This is a genomic window from Viridibacillus sp. NPDC093762, from assembly GCF_050279675.1.
Taxonomy (GTDB): domain Bacteria; phylum Bacillota; class Bacilli; order Bacillales_A; family Planococcaceae; genus Viridibacillus.
Map to the genome: position 1 here is coordinate 141471 of NZ_JBNNUK010000007.1, position 13123 is coordinate 154593.

The following is a 13123-nucleotide window of genomic DNA, read 5'->3' on the forward strand; positions in this document are numbered from 1 at the left end:
GTCAACGGAAACGCATGTGTTTATAGTAAAAATTCTTCAAAAACTTCATTTCCTACAAAACGTCCTTTTTTCGTTAACTTTACAGCTTCTTCATCATTTGAAATAAGACCTGCTGAAACAAGCAATTGCAGTTTTTCACTATATACACTTTCAATCGTACAGCCAAACTTCTTTTCAAAATGAGTTTTCGAAATTCCAGCTGTTTTACGTAAACCTAAAAAAAGTTCTTCCTCAATTTTTTCGTTTTGTGTAACTTCATGCGTTTTTAGTATGGGTTTTTCACCCACTTCTAATGTACTGATATATTTTTTTAATGGTGCATGATTTGAGTAACGAATACCATTGACATAACCATGAGCTCCTGCTCCAAAACCAGCGTATTCATCATTGTCCCAATAAATACGATTATGAATAGAAGAATGCCCATCTTTGGCGAAATTACTTATTTCGTATTGATTCCATCCGTGTAACTCCATTTGCTGCATCAATTCTTCATACATATCTGCCTCTTTATCTTCACCCGGCAAACTCAATTTCCCTTTGTTCATTAAGTTATAGAAAATCGTTTTAGATTCTACTATAAGCGAATAGGCTGAGTAATGTGGGAGATTCAAGTCAAAAGCAATTTTTAGTGTTTCTTTCCATTCTTCCATCGTTTGACCAGGTAATCCGTACATCAAATCAATACTGATGTTCTTGAAACCAACTTTTTTCGCTTCCTTGATCGTTTCAAAAACATCTTCATTGGAATGAGTACGCCCTAGCTTTTTCAATAACTCTGGTTGAAATGCTTGTACACCAAGACTTATACGATTTACACCACCGTTAAAAAGTACTTCTAATTTTTCTTTCGTTAATTCATCAGGATTTGCCTCCGATGTAAATTCTATTACATGCCCCATTGGAATGTACGTTTTGATCAACGTTAGAAGTCGTGAAAGTTGAGCTGGTGATAAAGATGTTGGTGTTCCTCCACCTAAAAATATTGTTTCTATATGACTGAAAGCTTCTTTGTCTTCAGACCATAATTTCATCTCCGTCCCTAATGCTTCTATATATTCATCGACCGGCTGGTTTTTGAAAAATACTTTATTAAAATCGCAATAATTGCAAATTTGATGACAAAATGGAATGTGTATATAAACACCTCTAGCCAATCTGATCCCTTCTTTCTTGTCGAAAATTGTCTGTTTATTTGTAATTTCACTCTTTAAACACGTAGCTTCATTCTATAGCATTTATGCTGAAACGCAAAACAATGGAATTAACATCCCTTTTAAACATAAAAAAAGTTACAGCGATAATAATACCCACTGTAACTTCTCTATACTGCTCTTTTATATTCAATAAGCTCTTGCTGTATATTTGGTCCTACTTGTTTAAGTTCACTCAATTTCTCTTGCATATGAGCCACTCGCGCCTCAAAAGCCAAAAGTTCAGCTTCTAACGTTGCCATTAAGTGATCCAAACGGTCGTTTCCATCACGATATTCGATTTGAACTCACTCCTTACATTAATTAATTAATAAATTCACTATATATATAGTGTTTACTAAGCTTATCAAATCTTTTGTATTTTGGATACCTCAAATCTCACTTTTTAGCGAATAATGTCGAAATTTATCCAGATTACACTTAATTCCCTCCCATATTATGTATTTTAACCTTTTAAATCCTTTTTAAACCTAATATCGTTCTTAAAGAAAAAATATCTTAGATTCACTTTTAACTAAAAAAAGCGGTGGCCATATAGAGAATTGAAATCTCCATATTGCACATCCGCTTAGTTATGTTCATTCATCTTTAAAATGAAGCTTTTACTTTAACCATTTTAAGTATCACTAAGAACAAGCGTTCTATTTTAACCACCCGTTACAATTATGAGGGAATTATTTATGATATAATTAATGCATAACACAAATTAGACAGGATGAATATATATGAATACCATTAATAACGAAAGTAAAAAACCAATAAGCGAAAAAGTGCTACGTGAAAAGATTGAGGCAAAGAATTGGAAACGAATGAGAGTTATTATTAAAGAGGAAGGGAAAGAAGATTCTAATAAAGAAATGGATACATCGGAATTTATTAAACTACAAACAGACAGTTGGCACGATGATTTCAAATGGTCATTTGGTCATGAAGCGATAAGTGATAATTTTTCTTTAGTTGAAGAAGATGATGAATTAATTGTATTAGAAGGAAGGTATGTCATCGTTGCTAAGGTAAATCCACCTGCTGATAACAGTACAATTTTCAAAAGCAGAAACCCTAAAATACAAATAGAAAAAATACAATAATATAATCTAATTTTTAACCCTCACACTAATTAAATGTGAGGGTTTTTTAATACATATTTGATTCTAATATATAGAAGAAACTTCGCATGAGAGCATTGGAAATATAACTAATCGTATAACTACCTTGCTCGAATTGTTACACAGGCTATGCTTTTTCTATATATTTTTTATTAGCTGTCATATATGTGCCATTTTTCAGACGAATAATAAAAAAAGACCAGGCTCAAAATTAAATGATTACCTGGGCTTTATGTATAGTTATATTATGAACACCAGTGATTTCTTTATAAACTCAAAAATTATTTACCTCAAATTTTAAACTGTCTACAAATTCGTTAATTTGTTCCATTTTTACTTTTAGACATAGTGCAGGACCAGTTTCTGATGCACTATGATTATTCTTCTCCCCTGCATCTAACACAAAAATTAATCTATAATAAGGCTCCCATTCATCCCTTTTATGTTCGGGCACTTGAAGAAAACCATGTCCAGGATAATAATAATTACCAAATAGAGGAATGTGATAAATACACAAGCCTGGATCATGAGGCTCTAGCATACTTAGATGCATAGTATCGATTTGTTTTAAATCATCTAATAACTTTAAGAAATCTCTCTTTAAGCAAACGATTTCTGTATGCACCTCTGGAAAAGCAGGACCAGAGCGGAAATGAATGTGGAATTTTACACTCGCATCATTAACTAATTTTAAATTTATTTCAACATCACAACTGGGTTGACTAAAATAATCTTTTAATAAAGCCATAAATAATTCCCCTTTACCCTAATTAGCGTCTGGTTATACTAGATAAATTACAACAATCAGATTCGCCTTCGAATCTGCAAGAATACTTTCACGTAACGCTTTTTCTTCAGCGCTCATTTGTGCAGGTGTAGATGGCGTACTTTGCTATTGTAAAAGTTGTTGTGGTACATTTTTAAATTTCATCGCCCATTCTTCATTAAACGAATACGCAACAGCTTGATTAGCTTCAATTACCTCATCGCAAAGACCAAATTCTAAACACTGTTCTGCAGTTAGCCACGTATCTTCTTCTAGCATTTCTCACAATTTTTCTTCTGTCATTTTGTCCCCTGCTCGATCTAGATAATGTTGGCACATTGCTTTACTAATACGTTCCACATCATCGGCTGATTTACGCAGTTGCTTTGCATTCTCCCAAGCCCCTGTCATCGCATGATGAATCATCATTACTTCATTGGCTGGCATTATAATACGTTTAGAAATCATCGGTAAAACAGATGCGGATGACGCCGCTACTCCATCGATATGCGAAATAATGTCAGTAGTCACCTTACGTTTTGATTTAAAACTTGTGTTAGGATCTGCGATGTTTTCGATAACTCGTTGTAACTCCGTGTTGGCCTTCTCTGCTAATGCGCCATTTGCAAATGTGTTTAAATCAAGCATACTTTAAGTATCATTCAAGGGATTTTGAATAAGTCTTTAAAGCAAGCTGTGTACCCTTATAAGTACATGAACGAGAATCCCATGCAATATGTCGAATTGATGAAAGAAACGGATAGAAAGCCTACTAAAGATGATTTAAAGATACAGTCACAAGAAAGTTTGAAAAAAATTAGTTCTGCGTTAGATGAAAATCATCCTTTTTATTTACCTTTTCACATCGGGTTGCATTGCGGTCTACGAGTAGGTGAAGTATGTGGACTTGAATGGAAGCATATAAATTTTGAAGAAAAAACGATTGAAATTGAACAACAACTGACAGGAAAAAAAGACGTGGATGGGAAAGTGAATTGGGTCGTTGGATCACCAAAGTCTAAATCAGGTTATCGAACTATTCCAGTTGGAGATACTCTTATCAATATTTTAAAAAAGGCAAGTACTCGCCAAAAGCAAAATAAATTAAAGTACGGCGAATTTTATCGTCAAAGTGATATTGGTAATTTTGTATGTAAAAAAGAAAACGGAGAGCATTGTACACCTGCTGTTATTAAATATCATACTAGGGAAACTATCACTAAAAAACTTGGTGTAGATTTTAATTATCATTCTTTACGTCACGACGTTAATTGAAAATGGATTACCAGTTAAAACTGTTCAAAAACGATTAGGTCATAGTCGTGCAGCAATAACTGAAGATAGATATGTACACCTAACTAAAAAGATGGCAAGAGATGCTGCTGATGTCTTCGATTCCATAGCAAAAGATTTATAATTTGCTGGCGAAATTTTAAAAGCGGTGGCATCACGGTGGCAAAAGCCACCGAATGATACCGAATCACTTTTTTGTTTTGTTTAAAAGTATTGATATATCAATCTTATTTCTTTGGCGTATCATCGTCCATTTTAAGTACAGCCATGAATGCTTCTTGAGGTACTTCAACTGAACCTACTTGTTTCATACGTTTTTTACCTTCTTTTTGCTTATCTAAAAGTTTACGTTTACGAGAGATATCGCCACCATAACATTTAGCTAAAACGTTTTTACGCATTGCTTTAATAGTTGATCGTGCCACAATTTTCTGACCGATTGCTGCTTGAATCGGTACTTCAAATTGTTGACGCGGAATAAGATTTTTTAGTTTTTCAACGATGACTTTACCACGTTCATATGCAAAATCATTGTGTACAATAAAGCTTAGTGCATCGACTTGTTCACCATTTAAAAGGATATCCATTTTCATCAATTTAGAAGGGTGATAGCCTATTAATTCGTAATCGAAAGAAGCATAGCCTTTCGTACTTGATTTTAATTGGTCAAAGAAATCATAGACGATTTCAGAAAGTGGAATCTCATAGTAAATGCTTACACGAGTTGAATCAATATAATCCATTGTCATAAAATTACCACGTTTACGTTGGCAAATTTCCATAACAGCTCCAACATAATCGTTCGGTACCATAATTGTTGCTTTTACATATGGTTCTTCAATACGGTCGATTTTTTGTGGATCTGGCATCATTGACGGATTATCCACTTGAACTTCAGAACCGTCTGTCATCTGCACATGGTAGATTACGCTAGGTGCAGTAGTGATTAGATCGATTTTGAATTCACGTTCAATACGTTCTTGAATGATTTCCATATGAAGTAAACCTAAGAAACCGCATCGGAATCCGAAGCCTAAAGCTTGTGAAGTTTCAGGCTCATATTGTAATGCAGAGTCGTTAAGCTCTAGCTTTTCTAATGCATCACGAAGATCATTGTACTTAGCAGTATCGATTGGGTATAAACCACAGTAAACCATAGGATTTAACTTACGATAACCAGCTAATGGTTCTGTTGCAGGGTTGTTTGCTAATGTTATTGTATCCCCTACGCGCGTATCCCCTACGTTTTTAATAGATGCAGTTAAGAAACCTACATCACCGACAGTTAGCTCTTTGCATATTGTTGGCTTAGGTGTTGATACACCTACTTCAACAACTTCAAATTCTTTTCCAGTTGCCATCATACGGATTTTATCGCCTGCTTTAACTGTTCCTTCTACAACTCGGATATAAGTAATTACACCTCGATATGAATCATATAAAGAATCGAAAATCAAAGCTTTTAGAGGCGCATCAGGATCACCTGTAGGTGCTGGTACTTTTTCAACAATTTGTTCTAAAATATCTTCAATACCGATACCTGCTTTAGCAGAAGCAAGTACTGCTTCAGATGCATCTAACCCGATGACATCTTCTACTTCTTGACGTACACGTTCTGGATCTGCCGAAGGTAAATCGATTTTATTAATAACAGGAAGAATTTCAAGATCATTGTCTAATGCTAAATATACGTTCGCAAGTGTCTGTGCTTCAATACCTTGTGCTGCATCGACAACTAAAATAGCACCTTCACAAGCTGCAAGACTACGAGATACTTCGTAAGTGAAATCGACGTGTCCAGGGGTATCGATTAAATGGAATGTATAAATCTCTCCATCTCTAGCTTGATAATGTAATTGAACTGCATTTAATTTGATGGTAATGCCACGTTCTCTTTCTAAATCCATAGAATCTAGAAGCTGATTTTTCATCTCACGGGAAGTTAAACTTTTGGTAGTTTCCAATATACGGTCTGCTAATGTTGATTTCCCGTGGTCAATATGAGCAATAATGGAGAAATTTCTAATATTTTCTTGTCGTTTCAAACGTTCTTCTCTGTTCATGCGTGTCCACTCCTATATAAACTATTTTGAATTATAGCAGTGAACAGCTATTTTATGCAATATTATGATGAAGTTTGATTTGAAAATGCTTCCGAAATTGCTCTTGCTAAAATGGCAATGGTACGGTTCAATTCATCTTCAGTATTATCTACTCCACCTAATTCAACTACTAGCAGTTTTTTCGAGAGATCTTGGTTATATATTCCATTTACGCCCGAACCTTCTTTTTTTATAACACCTCTAGAGATATTAGGAACTAGTTGATTTAAATGCGCAGATAGCTGTGCCGCGTAAGCCTCATTAAATTTGTATTGTTTATTTTCAGCACCAACAACGATAGCAATACGTGCATATTTTTCACCATCTAAGGCTGTTGTTGTGGCTTTTTTATTTGCTGAATCACGATGGATATCTAGCACCAAATCATATTCTTTTTTATCTAATTGTTTTTTCACATATGGCCGTACAGCATCATACGCTTTATATAAAGATATATTTTTCTTCTGCATTTCTGTCATCGTATCAACTTCTAAAATATCAGTTGAGAGATCATTTTGTTTAAAATGAGCTTCGATGACTGACCCTAGTTGTAAAACATTAGTTGCGTTATGATAGGCTGTTATTTTCTGTTGTCGGCTTTTCAAAATAGGATAGTAAGCTTCATGGGAATGCGTGAAATATATTAGTGTTTTAAATGAAGCGTCCTTATTATCTATCAAAGCATTTTTTTCAGTGGCAGTATTGGCAGCATAGACTATTTTCGTATCTTGTTTTGATGATGTTGTTGTTGCCTCTTGCTGTGGCCAGATTGGTAACTTCACAGTAATAATTGGAAGCATAAAGAAAAAGCATAGAAGACCAATCCACATTTGCATTTTCCGTCGCATATAACATCCCCCTCCTCCTATCAATGTATGGAGGAGGGGAGCTAATTAGAACATTCTACGTACTTTCAATCCATTCCGTTAACGTATCAGAAATCAGGTATGCATAATTGTGTACCCACTCATCTATGTTTTTCGGTGTTACAAATAATCGATCGTGCCCTACGAGAGACTCTTCAAATAGCTGTAGACGTTCTTCTTTCGGCCAAGTCGACCATTCACCAAAAATAGGTTTAATCACTTCTAAATCTACTTTTGACGTGTCTGATGGTCTCCATGGAGTTACGGACAAAGCGGAGGATGGACTATTTTTTTCCTGTATTTTGGCTGCAATAGATTGAAAAAGTGTATCGACAGCATCTGCGATAAGTACTGGCCCATCGACAACAGTAGGTAGGCCTATTGCAGTTACAGGACAACCAATTGTTTCTTTTGAAATTTCTTTACGCATATTACCTACACCAGATCCAGGATGAATTCCCGTATCTGTCATTTGAATGGTTTTACAAAGTCGGTTACTTGCCCTTGTTGCAAGTGCGTCTACAACAATAACTAGTGCAGGTTTTATTTGCTCAGCTAATGCTTTTATAAAAGAACTCGTTTCATAGCCAGTCTGTCCTGTTACCCCGGGAGCATAAATAATACAACGCTCTTGAATGGATGTTGTACTATTTTGTAACTCATCAATAGCTAGCGGCCCTACTGCATCGGGTGTAATCGTCTTATTCCCTAGTCCGATGATAAGTACTTTGTCATCCTTGTTATCTTTAATAAAAGGATGAAGTGTTGTTAATTCCTCTGCTAAAACTTCTCCCAGTTGCTTGAACCCTTCCTCATCATCTGGTGTTAATGTCGGAACAGTAAAAGTAAAATATGTCCCTTCTTTCTTTCCTATTTCTTCTGCACCACTCGAATCGACATCTACACGTGTAATTTTAACGCGTCCGCGCTCTTCCTCCAATATCTTAATACCTGTGGATTCACGCAGTGTTTCGCGTTCTTCTGCGGTCTTATGATTGACAAATTCTTCCGTCTCATCTACTAAATCTGTACGATACCATTTATTATTTTCCAAACTAATCACCTCACTTTTTATTTTGCTCTAACTGTCAAGTAAATATTCTTTGCATTTGATGCTTGATTTTTATACTGTGATTTGCTAAAATGATGACTGTTGTATAGACACTTGAAACAGTTGAGAATTTACTCATCTCGATCCTTTTTAGGAGGTGAAAGTTAATGCCAAATATTAAATCTGCTATCAAACGCGTAAAAACTAACGCAAAAGTTAATGCACAAAATTCGCAAGTGAAATCTGCTATGCGTACTGCTGTGAAAAAAGCTGAAACTGCTTTAGTTGCTAAAGAAGATAACGCAAAAGAACTTTTAAGCGTAGCTGTTAAATCATTAGATAAAGCAGCATCAAAAGGCTTAATCCACAAAAACGCAGCTTCTCGTCAAAAAGCTCGTTTAATGAAAAAAGCTTAATCCATAATGGATTCAAAGGGACTAGAGATCATTCTCTAGTCTTTTTTTGTGTTTAAAATTTATATATTTTTTATGAATTACATTAAAGCAAATTGTTGTTATCTACATACTAACAGCTCCTTAGAAAACGGCGACATAAAGTGATTTCGTATTAGTATAACTAAAGATTTCCAACACTATTTGCTGCAATTTGGATTCATAAAGTCACCTTCGCGTTATTTTATTCAAAAAAACTCCAATTAACTATTAACCACAAATCTTTAAATAAAAGGAAATATTGTTATAATAAAAACTACACTGTATCTACCAAGTCTTTTCCCAAAAGCACGTAGTACGGTTTTAGAGACTTATTTGGAAAGAAGGTATTATGCATGGATATAACTTTTTTATTCATTAGTTTTTACTTAACTCCAATTTTAAGCATTATTTTTTGTCTAAATCTCGTGGCAATCCTAAAAAAAATAAAGAGAGATGAAAAAACTGCTACAAATACTTTTTGGCTTACAACATCATTTCTTTTGATTGTATGGAGTATTGCAGTATCAGCTATATTAGGTACATAAGACTTTTTTAGCAAAAAAGTTCTTATAAAATTTAACGATTTATTCATTTTTATAAAAATAGCAATTAAGACTTTTTTAACAATCCAGTGACGATTTGTTTTATATTATATGTGTAGTTGATTGGAGCGGAGGTGACGACTCCTTCGGGAAAAGCGGGACAGTCCACGACCCTGCAGGAGCGTAGCGACGAAGCGACTTGGCGCCCGCCCGCGGAAAGCGTCCACAGTAGTGGAAATCAACGGTCTTATCTATTAACGTGTATATATTAATATAAAAAAGACTGTATAGAAATTCGAATTTCTATACAGTCTGATGCACTCACAACAGAGAGTGCTTTCCTCTTAAATTGGTCTCATCATAAATAATTCTAAAAAGCGTTCTCTTCTACCGCTCATTGTTTTTAACTGATAATCAACTTCACTTAATCCAAATAATGCTTTTAGTAAACTATCTTCTGAAATTTTCCTACGCTCTTCAACAATCCGTTTAACTCGATAAGGATTAACCTTTAGTTGTTTGGCAATTTGTTGCGAATGATATCCCTTTTTTAGTAAATAATAAACATTCGACATTAAACGAATCTGGGATGCAAGTAAAGCTACTAAAGCAATAGGCTCTTGCTTTTGTCGAATAAGATCATGGTAAATCGTTAAAGCACTAGAAACATCTCTGTGTAAATAAGCATTGAGCATCTTAAAAGCATCTTGCTCAAGCGTTTTCGCAACCATTTCCTCGACAAGAGCTTGCGTAATTGTCTTTTCATCACCTAAATATAAGCTCAACTTTTCTATCTCTGACTGTAAATGAAGCATGTCCATACCTACTAGCTCGATTAATTTACTAATAGCATCTTGGTCGATTGTTTTTTGTTGCTGACTTACTTCATTTTGCACCCAAACCATTAAATCATTTTCTTTTGGTGTTTCAGCAAGCATATAAACAGCTCTATCTTTCATTAACTTAGATACTTTTTTACGCTCATCAAGTTTTTCATAAGGAGCAATGAAAATTGTAATCGATGTATCTGACGGATGATCTAGCCATTTTTCTAAGCGTTTTAAATCATGGTCAATTTTTTCCTTACCCTTTTCTGTTGCTTTTAAGAACGATGCATTTTTCGCAATGATTAGTTTTTGACTTGAGAAAAATGGGATCGTATCAGATTCATCAATCACATAATCAACTGGTTGTTCATCCAAATCAATAGTGATTGTTTCAATATCTCCATCTTCTTCAAGTTGAGTTTTAATGCGCCTGATTGTTTCATCTATAAAATAAGACTCTAAGCCTACAAGTAAATAGACTGGCTGTAAGTCTCCTTTGTTTATACTTTTCCATAATGTTGAAAACATAGTCTCACCTCTAATTGACATTAGTTATAGTATACCGTAATTTTCTCATTTTGTTAGTTTGAACAAATTGTGTCATTCTAGAGTAGGCATCTATTTTTACCTTTTCAATATAGCTTTTTTAATAGGCATACCGTATAATTAATGAGAATTAGGAGGGGTAGCAATGAATCCATTTGAAGAAAATGTACAATCAAAGCGTAACGACGCAATCGACTCAGGAGTAGGTTTTGGCGTATCATTCGCATTTTTCGCACTTATTTTTATCATTGCGACTGTCGTCGATTACGCATCTTTATAAGATACAGTTAAAAAGACATTGTCAATTTGATGATGTCTTTTTCTGTTTGTACAGATCTATTGTTTTAAAAACTATAAATCCATTTTTGGTAACCGTTACTTCAATTGTCCCCACTTCAGCCGTATTTAAAGTTGGAAACTTCATCTCTTCAAACCTCGCTACAACATCCTTATTCGGATGGCCGTAGCGATTATTTAACCCACTAGAAAATAAAGATAAACGAGGCTGTACTAAATTTAAGAAAGGTTCAGTTGAAGACGTTTTACTCCCATGATGCCCCACCTTTAAAATGTCCAAATCCGAAATAGATTCTGTATACTTTTCTACCAAGGTCATTTCCCCTGATTGTTCTATATCACCTGCAAACAAAGCTTGAAAACCAGAATATTGTAATAGTAAAACAAGGGAGTCATCATTGCCTTCGTAAATCAGATCAGTTGGGGATAAATAAGATAATGTAGTGTCCCCATGTTTCCAACTCATCCCTGCCATCTGCTCACGAATTGGGATGTTCTCCTTTTGTGCGAGTTCTACAACATCTTTCATAACTGACTTTTGCCAAGAGTTTGGGGACACATGAATTTCCTTAACTCTAATTTCTTCCATAACCTCTTCAGCACCTTCAACATGGTCTGCATCAGCATGTGTTAATATAAGCTTATCTACAGCTCGTATACCACTTCCTTTTAAATAAGGAACAACAATCCCTCTCCCAACTTCATAAGGCTTTCTAGACTCCTTCCACAGCTCCTGATCAAACCTTAGTACTCCCCCAGTATCTATGACATAAATTTCCTTACTAAATGGCAATTCAATTATAGTACAGTCTCCTTGTCCAACACTTAAAAATGTAATTTTTAATTCCTTATGCCATGAAGGACTTTCATGAATTACAAATGCAGGAAATAAAAGTGTCAAAGTAATAAGAAACCAATGTTTCCTCTGTTCTATCTGTATTAATACTATAATGACACTAACAAATGCTAAAAGTAGGAGCCCGAAAGAGGGTCTTCCAGGAGCCCACATTTGATATGGAGTATCCTGTAACCACATAATGACTAAGGACAATAACTCACGAGTAGGTTCATAAAGGAAGAAACAAAGCCGCGCCAATGGATTTGCTACATATGTTAGCAGTAATAATAATAAATTTGCTGGCAGCACGATAAATGAAAATAACGGGACAAAAAAGATATTTGCAATGAATGAAGATAAGCTAATTTCAAAGAAATGATATAAAAGCAACGGATAGACGAGTAACTGACAAACGAAGGTAATCGCAAATGATTGTTGCCAGGCATTTCTCGCTAAAGAAAATATATGTCCTGAAAATAATAACGAAATAGTCGCTAAATAAGATAACTGGAAACCAATTTGAAACACTACACTTGGTTGCAATAGCACAAACCCAATAAAACTCAATGCTAGTGCATCATCAATTGCTATACGATTCGAGACAATTCTACTTAGCATTACAAGCTCTACGACCGACACCGCCCGCCAAACCGACGGCGCACCACCTGCTAAGCAAGCATAAACAGGTAACGTTATGATAAGAACCCATGTCGCTTGTTCTCTGCGTATACGCAATCTCAGTAATAATTCATACACAAGCATCGAAACGAGCCCAACATGCAAGCCTGAGATAGCAAATAGATGTGTTATACCAAGTTTCTGATACGCCCGCTCAACATCTATCTCGACATTTTCACGTTCACCAATTAAAAGCGACTGTGCTTCAGCTACTAAACTTTCTGGAAATGTATTTTCTATATGTTTTTTCACTTTAAACCTTTGCTCAGCGAAAAATGTAGAGAGTGATTTTTCTTTTTTCACAAACCGAAAACTCTTGACTTCAAAAACACCTTGCGCATTATTGCTTTCAATATATTTTGGCATAGAAAAAGCGTAACGATGTGCAGGCATCGAAGGTTCAACTAATTCGCCTGAAACTTGAAAAACTGTGCCACTTAATGATTGCTCTTCAAATTTATTCTTTTGCTCTTCTGATTGGAGGGTGAAAATAATATATATTTTTTGACCATTTGGCAAAATTGCAAAGCCTCTTAGCTTTTGTCCATTCACCTTATATTGAT

At 35.0% G+C, this 13123-nt stretch carries 13 protein-coding genes and 1 pseudogene; 4 read left to right on the top strand and 10 right to left on the bottom strand.

From position 1 onward, the window contains the following. Positions 1 to 20 precede the first annotated feature (20 nt). Both hemW and ACQKM9_RS11260 read right to left on the bottom strand, forming a co-directional pair. Positions 21 to 1157 carry a radical SAM family heme chaperone HemW gene (gene hemW / locus ACQKM9_RS11255; protein ID WP_427734450.1) on the bottom strand — a complete coding sequence of 379 codons (1137 nt, stop codon included), beginning with the start codon at positions 1155 to 1157 and terminating at the stop codon, positions 21 to 23. A 167-nt stretch (positions 1158 to 1324) separates the two neighbouring features. Continuing rightward, the gene (locus ACQKM9_RS11260) at positions 1325 to 1456 is read right to left on the bottom strand and encodes a hypothetical protein (RefSeq protein ID WP_427734451.1); all 132 of its coding nucleotides are present in this window, start codon (positions 1454 to 1456) and stop codon (positions 1325 to 1327) included. 483 nt (positions 1457 to 1939) lie between these two features. Between ACQKM9_RS11260 and ACQKM9_RS11265 the strand changes: the two genes are divergently transcribed. Beyond that, positions 1940 to 2302, top strand: coding sequence for a hypothetical protein (locus ACQKM9_RS11265; RefSeq protein ID WP_427734452.1), 363 nt, complete (start codon positions 1940 to 1942; stop codon positions 2300 to 2302). 292 nt (positions 2303 to 2594) lie between these two features. Here ACQKM9_RS11265 and ACQKM9_RS11270 read toward each other — a convergent pair whose 3' ends face one another. The 3 genes from ACQKM9_RS11270 to ACQKM9_RS11280 form a co-directional block, all read right to left on the bottom strand. Further along, positions 2595 to 3068, bottom strand: coding sequence for a hypothetical protein (locus ACQKM9_RS11270; protein ID WP_427734453.1), 474 nt, complete (start codon positions 3066 to 3068; stop codon positions 2595 to 2597). 144 nt (positions 3069 to 3212) lie between these two features. Continuing rightward, complete coding sequence (locus tag ACQKM9_RS11275) at positions 3213 to 3365, bottom strand: hypothetical protein (RefSeq protein ID WP_427734454.1); 153 nt, start codon at positions 3363 to 3365, stop codon at positions 3213 to 3215. Between the two features lie 3 nt (positions 3366 to 3368). Beyond that, the gene (locus ACQKM9_RS11280; RefSeq protein WP_427734455.1) at positions 3369 to 3734 is read right to left on the bottom strand and encodes an ATP-dependent Clp protease proteolytic subunit; all 366 of its coding nucleotides are present in this window, start codon (positions 3732 to 3734) and stop codon (positions 3369 to 3371) included. A 99-nt stretch (positions 3735 to 3833) separates the two neighbouring features. Here ACQKM9_RS11280 and ACQKM9_RS11285 point away from each other — a divergent pair. Beyond that, positions 3834 to 4503: pseudogene (locus tag ACQKM9_RS11285) on the top strand (site-specific integrase). Between the two features lie 103 nt (positions 4504 to 4606). On the opposite strand, the gene lepA reads toward ACQKM9_RS11285, so the two are convergent. The 3 genes from lepA to gpr form a co-directional block, all read right to left on the bottom strand. Then, positions 4607 to 6442, bottom strand: coding sequence for a translation elongation factor 4 (gene lepA / locus ACQKM9_RS11290; protein ID WP_427734456.1), 1836 nt, complete (start codon positions 6440 to 6442; stop codon positions 4607 to 4609). 62 nt (positions 6443 to 6504) lie between these two features. Further along, positions 6505 to 7329, bottom strand: coding sequence for a stage II sporulation protein P (spoIIP, locus tag ACQKM9_RS11295; protein WP_427734457.1), 825 nt, complete (start codon positions 7327 to 7329; stop codon positions 6505 to 6507). Positions 7330 to 7384: 55 nt separating this feature from the next. Then, positions 7385 to 8401: a GPR endopeptidase gene (gene gpr / locus ACQKM9_RS11300; RefSeq protein WP_427734458.1), complete on the bottom strand. Its 1017-nt coding sequence runs from the start codon at positions 8399 to 8401 to the stop codon at positions 7385 to 7387. Between the two features lie 164 nt (positions 8402 to 8565). Here gpr and rpsT point away from each other — a divergent pair, with 164 nt between their 5' ends. Beyond that, a complete protein-coding gene (gene rpsT / locus ACQKM9_RS11305) occupies positions 8566 to 8814 on the top strand; it encodes a 30S ribosomal protein S20 (RefSeq protein ID WP_038187177.1) in 249 nt (82 codons plus the stop codon). A gap of 904 nt (positions 8815 to 9718) precedes the next feature. On the opposite strand, the gene holA is transcribed toward rpsT, so the two are convergent. Then, on the bottom strand, positions 9719 to 10729 hold the full coding sequence (gene holA / locus ACQKM9_RS11310; protein ID WP_427734459.1) for a DNA polymerase III subunit delta: 1011 nt from the start codon (positions 10727 to 10729) through the stop codon (positions 9719 to 9721). Positions 10730 to 10892: 163 nt separating this feature from the next. On the opposite strand from holA, the gene ACQKM9_RS11315 reads away from it, so the two are divergent. Further along, a complete protein-coding gene (locus ACQKM9_RS11315; RefSeq protein WP_427734460.1) occupies positions 10893 to 11027 on the top strand; it encodes a YqzM family protein in 135 nt (44 codons plus the stop codon). A 21-nt stretch (positions 11028 to 11048) separates the two neighbouring features. On the opposite strand, the gene ACQKM9_RS11320 is transcribed toward ACQKM9_RS11315, so the two are convergent. Beyond that, positions 11049 to 13079 carry a DNA internalization-related competence protein ComEC/Rec2 gene (locus ACQKM9_RS11320; RefSeq protein ID WP_427734462.1) on the bottom strand — a complete coding sequence of 677 codons (2031 nt, stop codon included), beginning with the start codon at positions 13077 to 13079 and terminating at the stop codon, positions 11049 to 11051. Between the last annotated feature and the right edge of the window lie 44 nt (positions 13080 to 13123).

Excerpts from the sequence above, each read along its gene's own strand:
- ACQKM9_RS11260 (WP_427734451.1), bottom strand. The coding sequence starts at position 1,456 with ATGGCAACGTTAGAAGCTGAACTTTTGGCTTTTGAGGCGCGAGTGGCT.
- ACQKM9_RS11265 (WP_427734452.1), top strand. The coding sequence starts at position 1,940 with ATGAATACCATTAATAACGAAAGTAAAAAACCAATAAGCGAAAAAGTG.
- ACQKM9_RS11270 (WP_427734453.1), bottom strand. The coding sequence starts at position 3,068 with ATGGCTTTATTAAAAGATTATTTTAGTCAACCCAGTTGTGATGTTGAA.
- ACQKM9_RS11275 (WP_427734454.1), bottom strand. The coding sequence starts at position 3,365 with ATGCTAGAAGAAGATACGTGGCTAACTGCAGAACAGTGTTTAGAATTT.
- ACQKM9_RS11280 (WP_427734455.1), bottom strand. The coding sequence starts at position 3,734 with ATGCTTGATTTAAACACATTTGCAAATGGCGCATTAGCAGAGAAGGCC.
- lepA (WP_427734456.1), bottom strand. The coding sequence starts at position 6,442 with ATGAACAGAGAAGAACGTTTGAAACGACAAGAAAATATTAGAAATTTC.
- spoIIP (WP_427734457.1), bottom strand. The coding sequence starts at position 7,329 with ATGCGACGGAAAATGCAAATGTGGATTGGTCTTCTATGCTTTTTCTTT.
- rpsT (WP_038187177.1), top strand. The coding sequence starts at position 8,566 with ATGCCAAATATTAAATCTGCTATCAAACGCGTAAAAACTAACGCAAAA.
- holA (WP_427734459.1), bottom strand. The coding sequence starts at position 10,729 with ATGTTTTCAACATTATGGAAAAGTATAAACAAAGGAGACTTACAGCCA.
- ACQKM9_RS11315 (WP_427734460.1), top strand. The coding sequence starts at position 10,893 with ATGAATCCATTTGAAGAAAATGTACAATCAAAGCGTAACGACGCAATC.